Source organism: Glutamicibacter sp. M10, assembly GCF_025452055.1.
Taxonomy (GTDB): Bacteria; Actinomycetota; Actinomycetes; order Actinomycetales; family Micrococcaceae; genus Glutamicibacter.
This window is the reverse complement of record NZ_CP104918.1, coordinates 2,105,807-2,122,231: the sequence shown is the minus strand read 5'-3', so window position 1 is coordinate 2,122,231 and position 16,425 is coordinate 2,105,807. Positions and strand designations below refer to the sequence as shown.

The window sequence follows — 16,425 nt, the reverse complement described above, 5'->3', positions numbered from 1 at the left end:
TCGCGCAACTAGACAGGGATAACGGCGCGCTCTTTGATGTTACGCATCACGATGGTACTGGTGAGCTTCTCAACCCCAGGTAGTCCGACCAAGACATCGTCATAAACGCGCTGGTAATGACTGAGGTCTTCGGCAAAAACTCGGAGCAAAAAGTCAGGTTCACCAAAAAGTCGTTGCGCGTCAACGATGAGATCCACCTTTTCGACGGCTAGCTCAAAATCTTTGAGCTGCGCACGATCCTTGAGCGTGACAAACACGAGCGCTTCAAAACCTAGACCAACCCGATCTGCAGCGATCACGGCTTGATATCCCGTAATGATTCCGGTTCGCTCAAGCTCACGAATACGTCGATGGCACGGAGCTACGGACAGACCAATCTTTGTGGCCAACGCCGTTGCGCTGATTCGACCGTCAATCTGCAGTTCAGCGAGTATCGCGCGATCCAATTTGTCCATGATGCCAGCGTAGCGCACAAATAGTTTGCGCCAACTCGTCAGAAAGTACGCTTTTCTTGCACAAAGTTCGGATTCCTCCCAAAAATCAGCAAACACATTTTGAGTGAAATTTCCTATGGTTGATTCAACGCTGATTGATACCTAGGAGACGGACTTATGGACCTCGCTCAAATTGCAGGATTTCTCCTAGTCTCAGTTACTTTGGCGTGCACCCCAGGAGCCGATTGGGCATACATCATTTCGGCAGCCCTCGGCCAGCGCAGCTACCGGCCAGCAATCTGGGGTCTCATCTCCGGCTACCTTTTGCACACGGCACTGTTGGTTTGCGGAATCGCAGCTTTGGTCGCCAGTTCACCAACTGCTTTGATGTGGTTAACCGTTGCCGGCTCCTTCTACCTACTCTGGCTCGGCATCTCCACGCTGGCGTCATTCAAACGTGCGAAGTTTTATGATCCAGCCGAGGCTTCCAGTCCTTCTAGCGTCAACTCTGCAGATTTTGTACCAGCAGAAAGTCGCACACCGCTGAGCGAGGGTTCCGTTGCGGTCATGTCCAAGCCCAAAGGTTCCATAACTTCACGAAGCCCGTACCTGCGTGGCCTACTGACCAGTGGAACAAATCCCAAAGCGTTACTACTCTACGTTGCCTTGATTCCGCAGTACCTGGACACCTCAGCAACAGCGCCAATCTCCGTTCAGACCGCCACCTACGGTCTAACACATGTGGGCGTTTCGATTGTTGTCTACTTCAGCGTCGCGATGGCAGCAAGGGCGTTGTTGCGCTCACGTCCAAAGGTAGCTCGGGGCGTCACATTATGCTCGGGTGTCATTATGGTGTGCCTCGCGCTTGGCTTGATCTACGAACAATTTTTTGTCGCATAGCTAATTTATTGAACGCTGATCAAGACAATTGAACAGTGATCAAGTATGCTCTTTATCGATGGTATTTCAACCATCCGATCCGTTAGTCAGACCAACGCCACAATGACGTGCAAGTTCGGTTTGGCTCAGAGCATCACGCTGGAGCTTTTGTGGAACTACCCCCAATCCGCATCGAGAACGTCACTGTTCGATATGAGGACAGAGACGTTTTGACAGACGTCAGTCTCACCCTGAACGAACAGCGAATTGGCATCATTGGCGCCAACGGCGCCGGCAAAAGCACGTTGTCACGGTTGCTCAACGGACTGGTGCTTCCCACCCAAGGTTCGGTTCATATCGGCGAGCTGAACACCACGCAACACTCCAAGCAGATCAGGCGTCAAGTGGGATTTGTTTTTCAGAATCCCGCCAATCAAATCATCATGCCGATCGTCTCCGAAGATATTGCTTTTGGGCTAAAGAACCTGGGGATGAGTAAAAATGAGCGGCAGCAACGCGTCGCGGAAACCTTGTCCGAGCTGAACATCTCCCACCTCTCAGATCGTGAAAGCCATACGCTCTCCGGTGGCGAGCAACAAATGGTGGCACTGGCTTCAGTCCTAGCGATGCGCCCTCGGACCATCGTTTTTGATGAGCCAACAACCATGCTCGACTTGCGCAACAGGCTTGGCTTTCAACGCGAAGTATCCAGGCTCTCACAAAGAGCCATCGTGATTACCCATGACCTGGAAATCCTCGAAGACTTTGAACGTGTGCTCGTCGTGACCGATGGACACATTGCGTTCGACGGGCCCGCCGATGCCGCAATCGACCACTACCGGGCATGGAGTCACGCATGATCGCGGCTCACAATACCTCGTACCTTTCGCGCATAAAGCCCGGATGGAAGTTTGGAAGCCTGCTGGTACTGAGCATCGCGCTCTACATGATTACTTCGTGGCAGGTCCTGCTGGTGGCATTCGTGCTCAGTGTGTTCTTGCTGGCCTCCGCACGTGTACCAATGAAATTCCTTCGCGGACCATTGATCTCCATCACCATCATTCTTGGTGTCGTTTTTATCCTGCTAGGGATACAAACGGACTGGCTAAACGCTCTTCGCTCGGTTCTACGCCTGTTGACCATGTGTCTATTGGCTTATTCGGTCAGTCTCACCACGCGCTTTTCAGAGATGCTGGAACTCTTTCAGCAAGTTGCCTCGCCACTACGCTACGTGGGCGGAAATCCAGATCAAATCGCATTGGCTCTCTCAATGACTATTCGCTTCATTCCTGAATTGAAAAAGGTCTACATTGAGGTCCGAGAAGCGCAACATGCTCGGGGCTTGGCTAACAACCCGCTGGCCGTCACGGTCCCACTGGTCGTACGTTCACTAAAAATCGCAGACGAAACTGCGGAGGCACTCGATGCCCGCGGCTACGATTCGGCACCGACACGGCGCTAGCTTCACACCGATTACTCCCTTACTCTTGCTCTCCCTAGGAAAATCTATGACTTCTTCAACTTCCACCTCACAAACCAAGAACACTGTCTACATTGCCGTCTTCGCCGCGATGATCGCCGCCATGGGTTTGCTTCCTCCGATCACGCTTGGAATCATCCCCGTGCCGATCACGTTGCAAACTCTCGGAGTCATGTTGGCCGGAGCGTTGCTCGGTCCATGGCGTGGTGCTATGGCTTCACTAGTCGTCGTTGTTCTGGCCTTGGCTGGGTTGCCCTTGCTCGCCGGAGGACGTGGCGGGTTCGGCGTATTCTTGGGCCCAACCGGCGGATACCTCTTGGGATGGATTCTAGGGTCCCTGATCATCGGTGCACTGTTCAAGTACTGGGTGTTGCGGATTACCGGCAAGACGGCCCAGTTCTTTGCAGGATTACTCTCCGTGATCGCCGGCGGCATCGGAGGCATCTATCTCTGTGGTGTCCCTTGGACTGCAATGGTTACCGGACTGGACCTAGGCACCTCGCTGCTTGGTTCAGCGGCGTTCCTACCTGGCGATCTGTTCAAGGCAGTCGTGACCACCTTGGTGGCCCTAACCGTGCACCGTAGTTACCGTGGGCTGATGAAGTAAGCCATGGATTACTGGACCGCTCTGAATCATTGGTCCCAACAACGCCCCGATCATCTAGCCGTTGCTTCTACCGTCGGCCAGCTGACCTATTCTCAGCTAGCCGACTACGCCCAGCAACTGGCTACAACGCTGGATGCTGTTCCAAATCAACGAATTGGAATACTGACCAGCGACCCCGTTCAGATGGCTGTCGGCTTCCAAGGAACTGCGCTGGCGGGCAAGACCTTAGTAGTGCTCGACCCAGCTTGGCCTGAAGCGCTCCTGCGTTCAATGATCAATCTGCTTCAGTGTACCCATCTGATCTCCCAGGACTTACCGGAATGTCTTGATGCCGACACCTTCAAGCTGGTTCCACTCCCCCAGAGTGGTTCAACTGGCCCACGGATCACCCGTGCCAATTCACCCAAACGTGAACTACTGATCATCTGCACTTCGGGTACAACATCACGACCCAAGGCAATTGTCAGGACCGCTGAATCCTGGACCACATCCATAGCTTCCGGTGCAGACATATTGGGAGCAACCTCAGCTTCGATCACGCTTTCTCCCGGTCCAATATCCCATGGTCTCGGACTGTACTCGCTGGTGGAATCCTTACACACCGGTGGAACATTCGTGGGCACCGGTCGATGGAATGTGGACGGAACCCGCACGCTTCTCAAGCGCTTCAGGTGCAACAGAATTGTCAGCGTTCCCACCATTCTGGAACTGATGCTCAACAGCATAGATGCCAACCTGCTTGGCCACGTGACCTGCGTGGTTAGCGGCGGAGAATCACTACGTCCCGTAGTCGTGAACCAATTACATAGTCTTGTCTCCGTGAGGCACTGCGTTGAATACTTTGGGAGCAGCGAACACAGTCTGATTGCCTATGCGAAACGCGTCCCCGGAGGTATGGCTTCCAACAACTTCGTTGGGACATTGTTCCCAGAGGTAGAAGTTCACCTGCACGACAAGGATCTACACACTGGCACGGGACGCGTATTTGTTCAAAGTCCGTTTAACGCGATTGATTACTTGGCCGAGACCGCCCCACCCATGGCCAGATGCCACACTTCGACAAGCATCTGCGACATGGCAAAGGTATCGGGTAATCGCGAGATAACTTTCTTGCGGCGCGGTGACGGAATGCTGAATCTGCACGGCAACAACATCTACGTCCAAGAAATAGAACAGGCTTTTGTCCGAGTCGGATTGCCTCAGATAAAGATCCAGGTCCAGGGCAGTGACGGAAATGAACGCCTCGTCGCCTTCGTCTGCTCCACACCTGTTGATGGCCAGGACCTCTTATCCGAGCTCGGAGAATTCCTGCCCACCTACAAAATCCCCCACGAAGTCATATTCATGAGCCGTTGGCCGCAAACTTTCAGCGGCAAGGCGACCCTATTGCATCTGGGCGAAGGCTCCAAAGAATTCCTACAAAGATTGCGACTACGATGACTGACGCCTTTGTCATTAATGCACTACGCACGCCGATCGTTAGGGCAGGTAAAGAGTACGCCCGCACAAACGCCGAACAACTTTTGGCACCGGTTTTTGATGCCCTGCTCGAACGCTGTGGAGTGTCGCCGGCGAGCGTTGATCACGTGTTCGTTGGAAATGCCGCAGGACCGGGCGGCAATATTGCGCGCGTCGCGGCGCTCGCTTCGAGCCTACCTTCATCAGTTGGAGCTACATCTCTGGATGCACAGTGCGCTAGCGCGTTAGAGGCCATTGCAGCCGGCGCACGCATGATTCGTTGTGGCGAGGCTCAGGTTGTACTTGCTGGTGGTGTGGAATCGGTCAGCACCGCGCCCTGGCGGGTCGAAAAGCAGACGTCTTCCATCTCGCCGCCAAGACTCTATTCACGAGCAAGATTCACTCCGTTTCCAGACCCCGATCCAGACATGGGTACCGCTGCAGAAAACATTGCTGCACGATTCGGTGTGAGTCGGGCTCGGCAGGATGCCTTTGCCTTGCAAAGCCACCAACGCGCAGTGCAAGCTGCGGTGGATGGCGTCTTTCGCGATGAACTAGTTCCAGTGAAGACCGCCTCTGGACTCATCGAGGAAGACACGTGTCCTAGATCCACGCTCAGTGCCAAGAAGCTGGCTACGCTCAAACCCGCTTTTGTGGAAGGCGGAAGCGTGACGGCAGGAAATTCTTGCCCGATCAATGACGGGGCAAGCGCTGTGCTCTTGGTCAGCAAGAAGGTTATTGAGAAGCTGCAGCCGCAGTTTGCCCTGCGTTATCTCGCATCGTCCTCTGCCGGATGTGATCCTGAAATTTTGGGGATGGCCGCTGCACCTGCCTATCAAAAACTTTCAAAGCTTCTGGAGCACGCACCACAGCAGTACGAGCCGCTGATTGAGTTTAATGAAGCCTTCGCCGTCCAAGCGCTGGCCTGTCTTGACCAATTGGGGATCGCTCCCGAGTCAGTCAATCGAGAAGGCGGAGCCTTAGCAATTGGGCACCCCTACGGCGCTAGTGGAGCTGTTCTAGTCACGCGGCTATTTTCTCAAGCACGGCGAATGAATCTGTCTGGGCAACGGGCTTTCGCATTGATGGCTGCGGCCGGCGGCACAGGTAGCGCCATCGGGTTTGAAACAGTCATCAATTGATCTCTACTCGCGTCGTACAGTAACCCGTATTTTCAGCACAGTCTCTAACTCAAACAAAAAACGCGAGTCGCTACGGATCTTTTCGGATCTGTAGCGACTCGCGTTTTAGGGGTCGAAATTAGATGTTGAACCCAAGGGCTCGCATCTGATCGCGACCGTCATCGGTGATGCGTTCTGGACCCCAAGGTGGCATCCAAACCCAATTCAGACGGTGATCATCAACGATGTTCTCCAACGCCTTTGAAACCTGCTCCTCGATAATGTCGGTGAGCGGGCAAGCTGCGGTGGTCAACGTGAGATCAAGAATTAGCACGCCATCTTCTGCGTACTTCAAACCGTAGAGCAGCCCCAAGTCAACGATATTAACACCCAGTTCCGGGTCAATAACGTCCTTAAGTGCTTCCTCAACATCTTCCAGAGGAGTCGAAACGGCTCCTACGCTCTGCTCGGTTGATTCAGTCATTGAAATACCTTTAGGCCTTGACGTTCAGGTAGCGGTCGTAGCCTTCGTCTTCCAGACGGTCAGCAAGCTCCGGGCCGCCCTGTTCAGCAACGTGACCGTCGACAAACACGTGAACGAAGTCAGGCTTGATGTAACGCAGGATGCGAGTGTAGTGGGTGATCAACAACGTACCCATGTTGTTCTCATCCTGTGCGCGGTTCACGCCCTCAGATACGATCTTCAGTGCGTCAACGTCCAAGCCCGAGTCGGTCTCGTCGAGAATGGCGAACTTAGGCTTGAACAGTTCCAGCTGAAGGATCTCAACACGCTTCTTCTCGCCACCGGAGAAGCCTTCGTTGACGTTACGACCAGCGAAGTCGGCGTCAATCTTGAGCTTGCCCATAGCTTCCTTGACGTCCTTGGTCCAAGTACGCAGCTTCGGAGCTTCTCCGTCGATTGCGGTCTTAGCGGTACGCAGGAAGTTGGTCATGGTTACGCCTGGTACCTCAACTGGGTACTGCATAGCCAAGAACAGGCCAGCCTTAGCGCGCTCGTCAACGCTCATTTCCAGCACGTTTTCACCGTCGAGGGTGATGGAGCCGGAGGTGACGTTGTAGCGTGGGTGGCCAGCGATGGTCGAAGCCAAGGTCGACTTACCCGAACCGTTAGGACCCATAATTGCGTGGGTCTCGCCGGTCTTGATGCTCAGGGTTACACCCTTGAGAATTTCTTTCTCGCCCTGCTCGGTGTCAATAGAGACGTGCAGGTCTTTGATTTCCAGAGTAGACATACGTCGTTCCGTTTCTTTCTAAAAAGCTCTAAGGCTAAAAAGCTGGTGAAGCGAGTACTACCTAGTGCTCGGTAGCAGCCAATTCTTCTTCGATGGTGTCGGTCAGTCGCTCCTGGAGAGCTTCGTCGCCGATTTGCTGAACGATTTCGTTCAGGAAGCCACGGACTACCAAGCGGCGTGCGGTCTTTTCGTCGATACCGCGAGCCATCAGGTAGAAGAGGTGCTCATCATCGAAGCGACCGGTGGTCGATGCGTGTCCAGCACCATCGATCAAACCAGTTTCGATTTCCAGGTTTGGAACCGAGTCAGCGCGAGCGCCGTCGGTCAGAACCAAGTTGCGGTTAGCTTCGTAGGAATCGGTACCCACAGCTTCCTTCTGGATCAGCACGTCGCCAACCCAAACAGTGTGTGCGTCCTTGCCCTGCAGCGCGCCCTTGTAAAGAACGTTCGACTTGCAGTTAGGAACTGCGTGGTCGACGAACAGACGGTGCTCAAGGTGCTGGCCGGGATCTGCGAAGTACAGGCCGTAAAGCTCAACTTCCGCACGTTCGCCGGTGAAGCGAGCCGATGGGTTCACACGAACCAAGTCGCCACCGAAGGAAACAACGATGTGCTTGAACTTAGCGCCCTGGGCAACCAGTGCCTGCTGCGAGGAAGCGTGTACTGCGTCATCTTCCCAAGCCTGCAGTGAAATCACAGTCAAACGGGCGTTGGCGCGAACATCAAATTCGATGTTCTGTGCCAGTACTGCCGAGCCAACGTGATCCAAGATCACGGTAGCTTCTGAGTTTTCTTCAGCAACAATGATCAGGTGCTGAGCGGCAGGAACCAACGATTCGCCGGTGATGCGAAGGCTAGCGTTAGCGCCTTCAGCATTCTTCGGAATGGTCACAACCTGAGTCTCGGAAGCGAACTTCCAAGCATTGGCTGAAACGCGATCATCCGGAGTATGCGCTACACCGTTGAGGGAATCATCTGCAGACACAACCGAAAGCTTGGCGATGTCATTTCCGGTGAGTGCAACCTTTGGAGCTGCGCCAGTGAGGTCATCACTGTGCAGGCCCTTAAGTCGCTTCAAAGGGGTGAAACGCCAGTCTTCTTCACGACCGGTCAGCTTTGCGAAATCCTCAACGTTGGTGCTGGTCAAACGACCGGCACGCGAAGAATCCGGAGCAGCAACTCCGCCACCGTGGCTGTGTGCCTTGGTGGAGGCACCGCCTAGTGGCGAGCTGTCATTATCGTTGATCGGCGAAAGATCTTCGCCCTCTTCGGTGAAACCAGGAATGGATGGAGCGCCAATGCGCACCTTCTCATCTGGGATGTGGGTGGTGGTCTCCGACATTCTTAACCGACCGATCCTTCCATCTGAAGTTCAATAAGGCGGTTCAGTTCCAGCGCGTATTCCATAGGAAGCTCACGCGCAATTGGCTCAACGAAGCCACGCACGATCATCGCCATTGCCTCGTCCTCGGCCATACCGCGGGACATGAGGTAGAACAGCTGCTCTTCGGAAACGCGGGAAACGGTCGCCTCGTGGCCCATGGTGACGTCGTCTTCACGAACGTCGATGTATGGGTACGTGTCCGAACGCGAAATCTGGTCAACCAGCAACGCGTCACAGACCACCGAGTTCTTGGTGCCCTTGGCACCTTCCTGAACCTGAACCAGACCACGGTAAGCCGAGCGTCCACCGTTACGAGCAACCGACTTGGCAACAATGGCCGAGGAGGTGTTCGGAGCGATGTGAACCATCTTGGAACCGGTGTCCTGGTGCTGGCCTTCGCCTGCGAAAGCGATGGACAGGGTCTCGCCCTTGGCGTGCTCGCCAACAAGGTAGACCGCAGGGTACTTCATGGTGACCTTGGAACCGATGTTGCCATCGACCCACTCCATGGTTGCGCCTTCTTCACAGATAGCGCGCTTGGTCACCAGGTTGTACACGTTGTTCGACCAGTTCTGGATCGTCGTGTAGCGAACGCGAGCGTTCTTCTTCACGATGATTTCCACAACTGCCGAGTGCAGCGAATCAGACTGGTAGATCGGGGCGGTGCAACCCTCGATGTAGTGAACGTAAGATCCTTCATCAGCGATGATCAAGGTGCGCTCGAACTGACCCATGTTCTCCGTGTTAATACGGAAGTAGGCCTGCAGTGGGATTTCTACGTGTACGCCCTTAGGAACGTAAACGAAAGAGCCACCGGACCATACTGCGGTGTTCAACGAAGCGAACTTGTTATCGCCTGCTGGGATTACCGAGCCGAAGTACTCCTGGAAGATCTCTGGGTGTTCCTTCAGACCGGTATCGGTATCAAGGAAGATGACGCCCTGAGCTTCAAGGTCCTCACGCAGCTGGTGGTAAACAACCTCAGACTCGTACTGAGCGGCAACACCGGAAACTAGGCGCTGCTTTTCAGCCTCAGGAATACCCAACTTGTCGTAGGTGTTCTTGATGTCTTCAGGAAGCTCATCCCAAGTGGTTGCTTGCTTCTCGGTGGAACGCACGAAGTACTTGATGTTGTCGAAGTCAATGCCCGAGAGGTCTGGACCCCAGGTTGGCATTGGCTTGCGGTCGAAGTACTTCAGCGCCTTCTGGCGGCGGTCCAGCATCCATTCTGGCTCGGACTTGAGGGCGGAAATGTTCGCCACAACGTCCTTGTCAACGCCGCGGCGAGCGTTAGCACCCGCGTCGTTCTTATCTGACCAGCCATATTCGTAATTGCCGATTCCTTGGAGTTCGGGGTTCTTCTCCAGAATTTCGGAAATTACACCTGGGTCTGCTGACTCCTGTGCAATCTGATCCGTCATCGCGGCCTCTCCTGCTTCGTGAACTGAATTCGAGTTCTCTTCTCGGCGCGCATTGGCGCCTTTTCACGCCCCACAGGGATGTGGGTCGTGCACACGTGTCCGCCGCCAGCCAAGGTCGACAATCGTCGAACGTCGACTCCAAGCAATCTGGCGAACATTTCAGTTTCCATGTCGCAAAACACCGGAAACTCTCGTGCCAAGTCTTGTATTGGGCAGTGGCCCTGACACAGCTGAACGCTATGCATCAAAGCGGTTGCCACTTTTGTATCAACTTTTCGGCTGTACCCCACAAACCCGTCCGCGCTAAGCAAATTGCTTAGAACTTCGGCTCGTGCTTCCAGTCCTTCAACACCGATCAACGCTTTCGCGTATCGGGTCTCCATTTGTGCGAAACGATTACGCGCGAAGGTGCGAATCGCATCGTCTCCTGCCGCATCGCCGAGCATCTTTAGTGCGTCGGTAGCGATTTCCAAGTAGTCGTTGCCGAGCTTCGTCTGGCCGCGGTGCGAAAGCACGTAGCGACGTGACGGGCGTCCGGCGCCCGACTTCTGGTTTGCTACCAGTTTCACTTCAACGAGTCCCGACTTCGAGAGAGCGTCAAGGTGACGGCGTACTGCTGCCGGAGTGAAGCCAAGCTTGTTGCCCAGCTCCGCTGCACTCACCGGTCCGTCCTCTAGTACTGCGTAGAGAACACGATCGCGCGTGCGTTCTTCGGTATCCCCAACTGCACCAACTGTTTCGGCAGTGGAGCCACTAGCTGAGTCTAAATTTGATGAATACACAACACAATCATGCGTAAATTTTTGCTCTAGGTCTAGTAAGGAAGGGCTTACTAAGTGAGAGCTTGCCCACCTCGTCATCCGATACCTCTTAATAAGAACTTCTCTTTCCATTCTCTCGCCCCTAGTCGGTGACCGCGAGTCTTGGTGACACAGTCCTCAAAATTCCAACTTCGACATGTCGTAGAATGTTTTGGTGTCTTCCCAAACCCCCAGTCTGATCATCAATGAACTGGCCAAAGATTTAGGGCCAGTCCCAGCCTTGGACAACCGCATGCTGCGCGTCCTAGAGTCAGTGACCCTGAAGGCTTACCCCGGCCAGATCACCACGCTGCTCGGGGCAAATGGCGCCGGCAAATCCACCACCCTGGCCTGCGCCCAAGGCTTACTGCAACCCAACGGTGGCACGGTCGAGCTACTGGGTCAGGATCCCTTCGGCGACAACCCCGACCTTCGTTCGCGGGTGGGCGTTATGCTTCAAGACGGTGGACTTCCCCCTCGATGCGGCCAGTGCCGTTGCTGCGACACGTCGCATCCTTGTATAAGAAACCCATCGACATTGATGCGTTGATCACACGACTAGATCTCGAGTCTTTTGGGACCAGAACTATTCGCCGACTCTCCGGCGGCCAAAAGCAGCGTGTAGCCATGGCTATTGCGCTAGCTGGCGATCCAGAAGTTCTTTTCCTTGATGAGCCCAGCGCCGGGTTGGACCCACAGTCGCGTCAAGTCGTTTTTGATTTGATCTCTGAGCTGCGTGATGCCGGCAAGGCAATTATTCTCACCACTCACCTCATGGATGACGCCCAGCGCCTAAGCGACTACGTCTACATCATCGATAAGGGCTGCACCGTCGCCCAAGGCACCGTTGCCGAACTGATCGAGCGAGCTGCCGAAGATCAAGACACCCGGCCAATTGCCTTTGCGGCACCGGCTGGCCTAGTCCTTCCAGAACCGCCTGCTGGTTTACACCTTTCAGAAACCTCTCTCGGCGAATACCGCTTGGACGGTGTCAGCTCCCCCGAACACCTGAACTGGTTAACCACCTGGTGGGTCCAAGAAGGTATTCTGCCCACGCAGCTCAACCTTCAATCACGCAGCCTCGAAGATGTGTTCCTCGAATTCGCACAAAAGGAGGAACGCGCATGAGCCAGCCAGTAGCAACGTCAAACGCCACATCGCCGCTCAAACGTATTCTCGCTCAGGGTAAGTACGAGTCCATTCAGATGCTCAGCAATGGTGAGCAGCTCATCCTTGCCGTGGTTATGCCGCTGATTGCATTGGTCGTTCTGAACGTCACCGATCTGATCGAGGGTGTAGCGGAACGAAATATCGACGCCGCAGTCCCCGGCGTGTTGGCACTGTGCGTTATTTCAACAGCCTTCACTGGTCAGGGCATCGGTACCGGCTTTGATCGCCGTTACGGTGTGTTGACGATGTTCTCCACTACTCCCCTGGGTAAGGCTGGTCTGATTTTCGGCAAGGTTATTGCCGTGCTGACCGTCTTGGTTATTCAGGTTGTGCTGATCACCGCTGTGGGCCTGTTCATGGGCTGGCATCCAAACCTTGCGGGTATCGCCCCAGGAATCCTGTTCTTGCTCCTAGGCGCGGCCGCATTCACCTCTCTGGGTCTGCTGATTGCCGGAACCGTTAGGCCAGAAGCAACCTTGGCGATCACCAACCTCGCTTGGATCCTGCTAGCTGGCGCTGGTGGCGTCTTGTATCCACTGAGCATGGCGCCGGCGTGGATTCAGCCCACCTTGAACGCCTTGCCCTCTGCGGCCTTGGGCGATGCAATGCGCGACGCATTAATTTCAGGACACTTCAGCATTGCTGGACTGATTTTCCTTCTCTTGTGGTCCGCAGCTGCATCCTTCGCCGCCATCAAGCTGTTCAAGTGGAACTAAGCTACCGAATTAGTCTCTAAGGGAGATTCCCATGTCTTCAGACCTATCCGCACAAAGCTGGGCCAGCAGGTTGCCAACAAAAATCACGCCTTTGGTGCACGGCCTAGCTATCGCTTCTCTGGTTTCGCAAGTTGGCATCATCGTCACCGGTGGGGCTGTCCGCCTGACCAAGTCTGGTTTAGGTTGTTCACGTTGGCCGAATTGTGTTCCAGGATCCATGACGCCCGTTCCTGAAATGGGAATTCACGGCATCATCGAGTTCGGAAACCGCACGCTGACTTTCGTTTTGCTGTTCATTGCCATCGCGTTCCTGATTTCGGTTTGGTCGATGCGTCGCAGCCACTCAACCATTTTTAAGTTGGGCCTGATTCTGCTTCTGGGTATCCCTGCTCAGGGCGTCATTGGTGGCATTACGGTGCTGACCGGGCTGAATCCATGGATAGTTTCCTTGCACTTCCTGCTTTCCGGAACGTTGGTCATGCTGGCCACGCTCCTGGTGAACCGCACTCGTACCGAGCTCAAGAAGCAAGTAAGTCCCCCGGCTACCAAGAGCCTTCGACAGGTTTCGACTGCTGCCTGGATCTTCTCAATCGTTTCAGTCATTCTTGGCACCATCGTCACCGGCACCGGGCCGCACGCAGGTGACGCAACTGCGCCAAGGCATATGTTTGATCCATCGTTGGTGACGCGGATGCACACTGCCCCGGTCTACCTGCTGGTTATCGCGACAATCGCCCTGATCATCATGACTCGCAAGTCGGATGTGAACCGGCGTCTGCGCACTTCCGTCTGGTGGCTGGTGGTAGTCATCCTTATCCAAGCCGCTATCGGATATACCCAACACTTCACCGGGCTACCAATCGGTTTGGTTCTCCTGCATATGCTTGGGGCCAGCCTGTTGCTGGTATCCAGTACAGATACCTGGGATCGAACTTCGCTTCTTCCGAAGTATCAGCGAGTCGACAACTAGTCTCGGCGTAACGCTCGGGTGGCCATGCAACTAAAATGCATGGCCACCCGAACTGTTTAAAATGTGTTGACAACCGCCAGGGGCCTAACTTGCCAGCTTACGTTTCTCAAACCACAGCAGGCCATATAAGCCAAAGTAGAAGTACGCAATACCCGCTAGCCATAACGCTGCCATCAACATCCCTTGATCAAGGATGGAACCGATGGACACCCCTGCTCCAATGACGCAAGTTGCCCATAGCGCCAGCCTGAATTTGAGAACGAACCCTACGCCGCAAAGGAGTCCGAGCGCTGCATAGACGTAGGCGCCTGCTCCCTGAACGCCACCGGTGGCCAGCCCAGCTAAGGAAAGCAACACCGGGATCAACAACACGACGCCACCGATAGCTTGAACGGTGCGCGACCGCTTGGATCTACCAACATGGCTGAGCTTTAGATTATTTGCACCGGCGAGCATCCAGGCGGTGACCATCGAAGGCACGAAAAACATTCCCAGCCCGGTCCCGCAGATAATCACGACAACCGTCATGACAATGGCGGCCGCAATGCTGTATTTTCGCGCAGTAGTCGGCTTCATGACGGCTGACGCTGCAACCATCATGGCAAGTGCCAAGAAAATTAGAAGCTGTATTGCCGCAAAGACATCGGAGTAGTCGTAATTGATGCTCAGTCCTTGAAGCTCTACAGGGCCAAAAGCCATGTTCACAATGGTTGAATCCGAGGATCGCGAAATAATCGCGGAAAACAGACCCGTCACCAACGCGACGATGCCCAGTACCCGGCGGATGCGACGCAGTCGAGGCGAGTTTCCGTCACGCAGCACGTCTTCTAGGTACGGTGCCGCTACTGCTTGCGGAGTTCCGAGGGCGGCAATGATCTCGCTTTCGCTACGCCCCCTTTCGCGACCTTCATCGATGTGCTCCGCGATATCTTCAACGAGCTCTCGTCGAGCCTCTATCGGCACATTTCGTAATTGATGATCCAACGACCGCAGATAGGCCTCCACGCTTTGGTTCTCAGCTGCCTTCGCCATCTTGCCCTCCAAGCAATTGTTCAACCTGTTCCGTAATGTCGGCCCACACGGCGCGGAACTCCTTGAGCATGATCTGCCCGTGGCCGGTGATTGAGTAGTATTTTCGCTTTCGGCCTGCCCCGCCTTCTTCCCAACGAGTCTCGACCAACCCTGCAGTTTTCATTCGGGCAAGTAGCGGATACAGGCTGCCTTCCCCTGCCGTCAAATGACGTTTCGTCAGTTCCTCAGCAAGTTCTAGCCCATACTTGTCGTCGTTAGCCAGTGATCCTAGGACGCAATATTCGAGAACACCCTTGCGTATATTGGTTGCTATCTTTTCGCGCTGTTCGAGCATAAATTGAGCATACCTTGCATAACAAGACTTGCATAGCAAGATTAGCTTGCATGACGCAGACCGACATTAGGTGGACTATAGAGCGGGCACTAACTACGTCCTGGCACCGGGCATGCAAAAGCCCCTCCGCCAATCCAAAGATTGTTTGCGAAGGGGCTTGCGGATCATGAACTCCAAAACGGCTTTTAGCCGAACAGTGGACTTCCGACAAACGGATCAAAAGCCAATGCTAGGAAGACGATCGTCAAGTAAGTGATCGAGATATGGAAGACCTTCATAGCCTTGCGGTTGACTACTGCTGGTTTGTGATCGCCCTGAGCTTCGCGATACAGAACGTGCGACTCTATGACGAACCAGATGCCAGCACCACCGGCAATGGCCGTGTAGAGAATGCCAGCGTGGCCCAAGGGAACTAGCAGCATTGAGCATACGACGGTTGCCCATGCGTAGAGAACAACTTGAACGGATACCCGGCGGGCGTTGGCAATTGCGCCAAGCATAGGAACCGAGGCCGCGTTGTAGTCATCCGCGTACTTCATGGACAGTGGCCAGTAGTGAGGCGGAGTCCAAAGGAAGATGACCAAGAAGAGAATGACAGCTGGCCACTCAATCTTTTCGGTAACGGCCGCCCAAGCAATCAGAACTGGCATACAGCCGGCAATGCCACCCCAAACAATGTTCTGAGCAGTGCGTCGCTTCAGAATCATCGTGTAGAAGACAACGTAGAGAAGAATCGCAGCGAGACCCAAGGCAGTGGTCAGCGGGTTGGTGCCGAACCAGAGAACAACAAGCGACGCAATGGCCAAGACCCACGAGAAGATCAACGCTTCTTTTGGCGTCAGGTCTCCAGTTACCAGAGGGCGTCCCTTGGTACGCTTCATCAACTTGTCCATATCGCGATCGATATAGCAGTTGAATGCACCCGAAGCACCGGCTGCCATTGCGCCACCAACGAGGGTGGAGATCATGAGCCAGAGCGGAGGGAATCCTCGCTGGGCGAAGATCATGGTCGGAAGGGTGCTTACCAGCAGCAACTCGATAACGCGAGGCTTGGTCAGCGAGAAATAGGCGCTGGCCTTACGCTTCACAAAATCTGAGGTGCTCTCACCAGGCTGACGCGACGCGCGCGGCACTGATGCTCCGGCGACACTTTGAGTCTTCAATTAAACGCACTCAGTTCTTCACGGGTACAAGATAGACAAAATCATTCTACGCCCGATAGAAATTCTTTGAAACTCCTTAGCAGGCTCTTCCACGGCAAATCTTGGTGATCTCGGTCAACCTGCTCCACAAAAGTTTGATCCGGCTTACCGCGCTTGCTCAATGGCTCGCTTGGTCACCTCACCTCTTAGCGAACAGCGTCACG

The 16,425-nt window shown here is 54.5% G+C and carries 17 protein-coding genes and 1 pseudogene; 9 read left to right on the top strand and 9 right to left on the bottom strand.

The window, feature by feature from the left end; translation table 11 throughout:
• Nucleotides 1-8 precede the first annotated feature (8 nt).
• On the bottom strand, nt 9-455 hold the full coding sequence (locus tag N6V40_RS10375) for an Lrp/AsnC family transcriptional regulator (RefSeq protein WP_262197574.1): 447 nt from the start codon (nt 453-455) through the stop codon (nt 9-11).
• 156 nt (nt 456-611) lie between these two features.
• Here N6V40_RS10375 and N6V40_RS10370 point away from each other — a divergent pair, with 156 nt between their 5' ends.
• The 6 genes from N6V40_RS10370 to N6V40_RS10345 all read left to right on the top strand — a co-directional run bounded on the left by N6V40_RS10370 (nt 612) and on the right by N6V40_RS10345 (nt 6,000).
• The gene (locus N6V40_RS10370) at nt 612-1,334 is read left to right on the top strand and encodes a LysE family translocator (RefSeq protein ID WP_131088394.1); all 723 of its coding nucleotides are present in this window, start codon (nt 612-614) and stop codon (nt 1,332-1,334) included.
• Nucleotides 1,335-1,483: 149 nt separating this feature from the next.
• On the top strand, nt 1,484-2,173 hold the full coding sequence (locus tag N6V40_RS10365) for an energy-coupling factor ABC transporter ATP-binding protein (protein WP_131088395.1): 690 nt from the start codon (nt 1,484-1,486) through the stop codon (nt 2,171-2,173).
• On the top strand, nt 2,170-2,775 hold the full coding sequence (locus tag N6V40_RS10360; RefSeq protein WP_165477270.1) for an energy-coupling factor transporter transmembrane component T family protein: 606 nt from the start codon (nt 2,170-2,172) through the stop codon (nt 2,773-2,775). The genes N6V40_RS10365 and N6V40_RS10360 overlap by 4 nt, the downstream gene beginning before the upstream one ends.
• Before the next feature lie 46 nt (nt 2,776-2,821).
• Nucleotides 2,822-3,400, top strand: a complete 579-nt coding sequence (locus tag N6V40_RS10355) for a biotin transporter BioY (protein ID WP_131088397.1) — start codon at nt 2,822-2,824, stop codon at nt 3,398-3,400.
• 3 nt (nt 3,401-3,403) lie between these two features.
• Nucleotides 3,404-4,840, top strand: a complete 1,437-nt coding sequence (locus N6V40_RS10350) for a class I adenylate-forming enzyme family protein (protein WP_262197572.1) — start codon at nt 3,404-3,406, stop codon at nt 4,838-4,840.
• Nucleotides 4,837-6,000: a thiolase family protein gene (locus N6V40_RS10345; protein ID WP_262197571.1), complete on the top strand. Its 1,164-nt coding sequence runs from the start codon at nt 4,837-4,839 to the stop codon at nt 5,998-6,000. The genes N6V40_RS10350 and N6V40_RS10345 overlap by 4 nt, the downstream gene beginning before the upstream one ends.
• Nucleotides 6,001-6,118: 118 nt before the next feature.
• Here N6V40_RS10345 and N6V40_RS10340 read toward each other — a convergent pair whose 3' ends face one another.
• The 5 genes from N6V40_RS10340 to N6V40_RS10320 form a co-directional block, all read right to left on the bottom strand.
• Nucleotides 6,119-6,463 carry a metal-sulfur cluster assembly factor gene (locus N6V40_RS10340; protein WP_131088400.1) on the bottom strand — a complete coding sequence of 115 codons (345 nt, stop codon included), beginning with the start codon at nt 6,461-6,463 and terminating at the stop codon, nt 6,119-6,121.
• Between the two features lie 10 nt (nt 6,464-6,473).
• Nucleotides 6,474-7,232 (bottom strand): Fe-S cluster assembly ATPase SufC, encoded by a 759-nt coding sequence (sufC, locus tag N6V40_RS10335; protein ID WP_131088401.1) that lies wholly within the window; start codon nt 7,230-7,232, stop codon nt 6,474-6,476.
• Between the two features lie 61 nt (nt 7,233-7,293).
• Nucleotides 7,294-8,574, bottom strand: coding sequence for a Fe-S cluster assembly protein SufD (sufD, locus tag N6V40_RS10330; protein WP_262197569.1), 1,281 nt, complete (start codon nt 8,572-8,574; stop codon nt 7,294-7,296).
• 2 nt (nt 8,575-8,576) lie between these two features.
• Nucleotides 8,577-10,037 carry a Fe-S cluster assembly protein SufB gene (sufB, locus tag N6V40_RS10325; protein ID WP_131088403.1) on the bottom strand — a complete coding sequence of 487 codons (1,461 nt, stop codon included), beginning with the start codon at nt 10,035-10,037 and terminating at the stop codon, nt 8,577-8,579.
• Entirely contained in the window at nt 10,034-10,819 is a 786-nt protein-coding gene (locus tag N6V40_RS10320; protein WP_131088404.1) for a helix-turn-helix transcriptional regulator, read from the bottom strand. Before N6V40_RS10320 ends, sufB begins: the two co-directional genes overlap by 4 nt.
• A gap of 190 nt (nt 10,820-11,009) precedes the next feature.
• On the opposite strand from N6V40_RS10320, the pseudogene N6V40_RS10310 reads away from it, so the two are divergent.
• From N6V40_RS10310 to N6V40_RS10300, 3 genes and pseudogenes are all read left to right on the top strand, one after another.
• A pseudogene (locus tag N6V40_RS10310) lies at nt 11,010-11,965 on the top strand (ABC transporter ATP-binding protein).
• Complete coding sequence (locus N6V40_RS10305) at nt 11,962-12,723, top strand: ABC transporter permease (RefSeq protein WP_262197567.1); 762 nt, start codon at nt 11,962-11,964, stop codon at nt 12,721-12,723. Before N6V40_RS10310 ends, N6V40_RS10305 begins: the two are co-directional and overlap by 4 nt.
• A gap of 31 nt (nt 12,724-12,754) precedes the next feature.
• The gene (locus N6V40_RS10300) at nt 12,755-13,693 is read left to right on the top strand and encodes a COX15/CtaA family protein (RefSeq protein ID WP_262197566.1); all 939 of its coding nucleotides are present in this window, start codon (nt 12,755-12,757) and stop codon (nt 13,691-13,693) included.
• A gap of 84 nt (nt 13,694-13,777) precedes the next feature.
• On the opposite strand, the gene N6V40_RS10295 is transcribed toward N6V40_RS10300, so the two are convergent.
• The 3 genes from N6V40_RS10295 to N6V40_RS10285 form a co-directional block, all read right to left on the bottom strand.
• Nucleotides 13,778-14,725 carry a DUF1700 domain-containing protein gene (locus N6V40_RS10295; protein ID WP_262197564.1) on the bottom strand — a complete coding sequence of 316 codons (948 nt, stop codon included), beginning with the start codon at nt 14,723-14,725 and terminating at the stop codon, nt 13,778-13,780.
• Complete coding sequence (locus N6V40_RS10290; RefSeq protein ID WP_131088409.1) at nt 14,709-15,059, bottom strand: PadR family transcriptional regulator; 351 nt, start codon at nt 15,057-15,059, stop codon at nt 14,709-14,711. Before N6V40_RS10290 ends, N6V40_RS10295 begins: the two co-directional genes overlap by 17 nt.
• Before the next feature lie 185 nt (nt 15,060-15,244).
• Nucleotides 15,245-16,192: a heme o synthase gene (locus tag N6V40_RS10285; RefSeq protein WP_262197563.1), complete on the bottom strand. Its 948-nt coding sequence runs from the start codon at nt 16,190-16,192 to the stop codon at nt 15,245-15,247.
• Nucleotides 16,193-16,425 lie beyond the last annotated feature (233 nt).

Bases quoted from the DNA above. Each gene is read 5' to 3' on its own strand.
- N6V40_RS10375 (WP_262197574.1), bottom strand. From the start codon at position 455: ATGGACAAATTGGATCGCGCGATACTCGCTGAACTGCAGATTGACGGT.
- N6V40_RS10370 (WP_131088394.1), top strand. From the start codon at position 612: ATGGACCTCGCTCAAATTGCAGGATTTCTCCTAGTCTCAGTTACTTTG.
- N6V40_RS10360 (WP_165477270.1), top strand. From the start codon at position 2,170: ATGATCGCGGCTCACAATACCTCGTACCTTTCGCGCATAAAGCCCGGA.
- N6V40_RS10355 (WP_131088397.1), top strand. From the start codon at position 2,822: ATGACTTCTTCAACTTCCACCTCACAAACCAAGAACACTGTCTACATT.
- N6V40_RS10350 (WP_262197572.1), top strand. From the start codon at position 3,404: ATGGATTACTGGACCGCTCTGAATCATTGGTCCCAACAACGCCCCGAT.
- N6V40_RS10345 (WP_262197571.1), top strand. From the start codon at position 4,837: ATGACTGACGCCTTTGTCATTAATGCACTACGCACGCCGATCGTTAGG.
- N6V40_RS10340 (WP_131088400.1), bottom strand. From the start codon at position 6,463: ATGACTGAATCAACCGAGCAGAGCGTAGGAGCCGTTTCGACTCCTCTG.
- sufC (WP_131088401.1), bottom strand. From the start codon at position 7,232: ATGTCTACTCTGGAAATCAAAGACCTGCACGTCTCTATTGACACCGAG.
- sufD (WP_262197569.1), bottom strand. From the start codon at position 8,574: ATGTCGGAGACCACCACCCACATCCCAGATGAGAAGGTGCGCATTGGC.
- sufB (WP_131088403.1), bottom strand. From the start codon at position 10,037: ATGACGGATCAGATTGCACAGGAGTCAGCAGACCCAGGTGTAATTTCC.
- N6V40_RS10305 (WP_262197567.1), top strand. From the start codon at position 11,962: ATGAGCCAGCCAGTAGCAACGTCAAACGCCACATCGCCGCTCAAACGT.
- N6V40_RS10300 (WP_262197566.1), top strand. From the start codon at position 12,755: ATGTCTTCAGACCTATCCGCACAAAGCTGGGCCAGCAGGTTGCCAACA.
- N6V40_RS10295 (WP_262197564.1), bottom strand. From the start codon at position 14,725: ATGGCGAAGGCAGCTGAGAACCAAAGCGTGGAGGCCTATCTGCGGTCG.
- N6V40_RS10290 (WP_131088409.1), bottom strand. From the start codon at position 15,059: ATGCTCGAACAGCGCGAAAAGATAGCAACCAATATACGCAAGGGTGTT.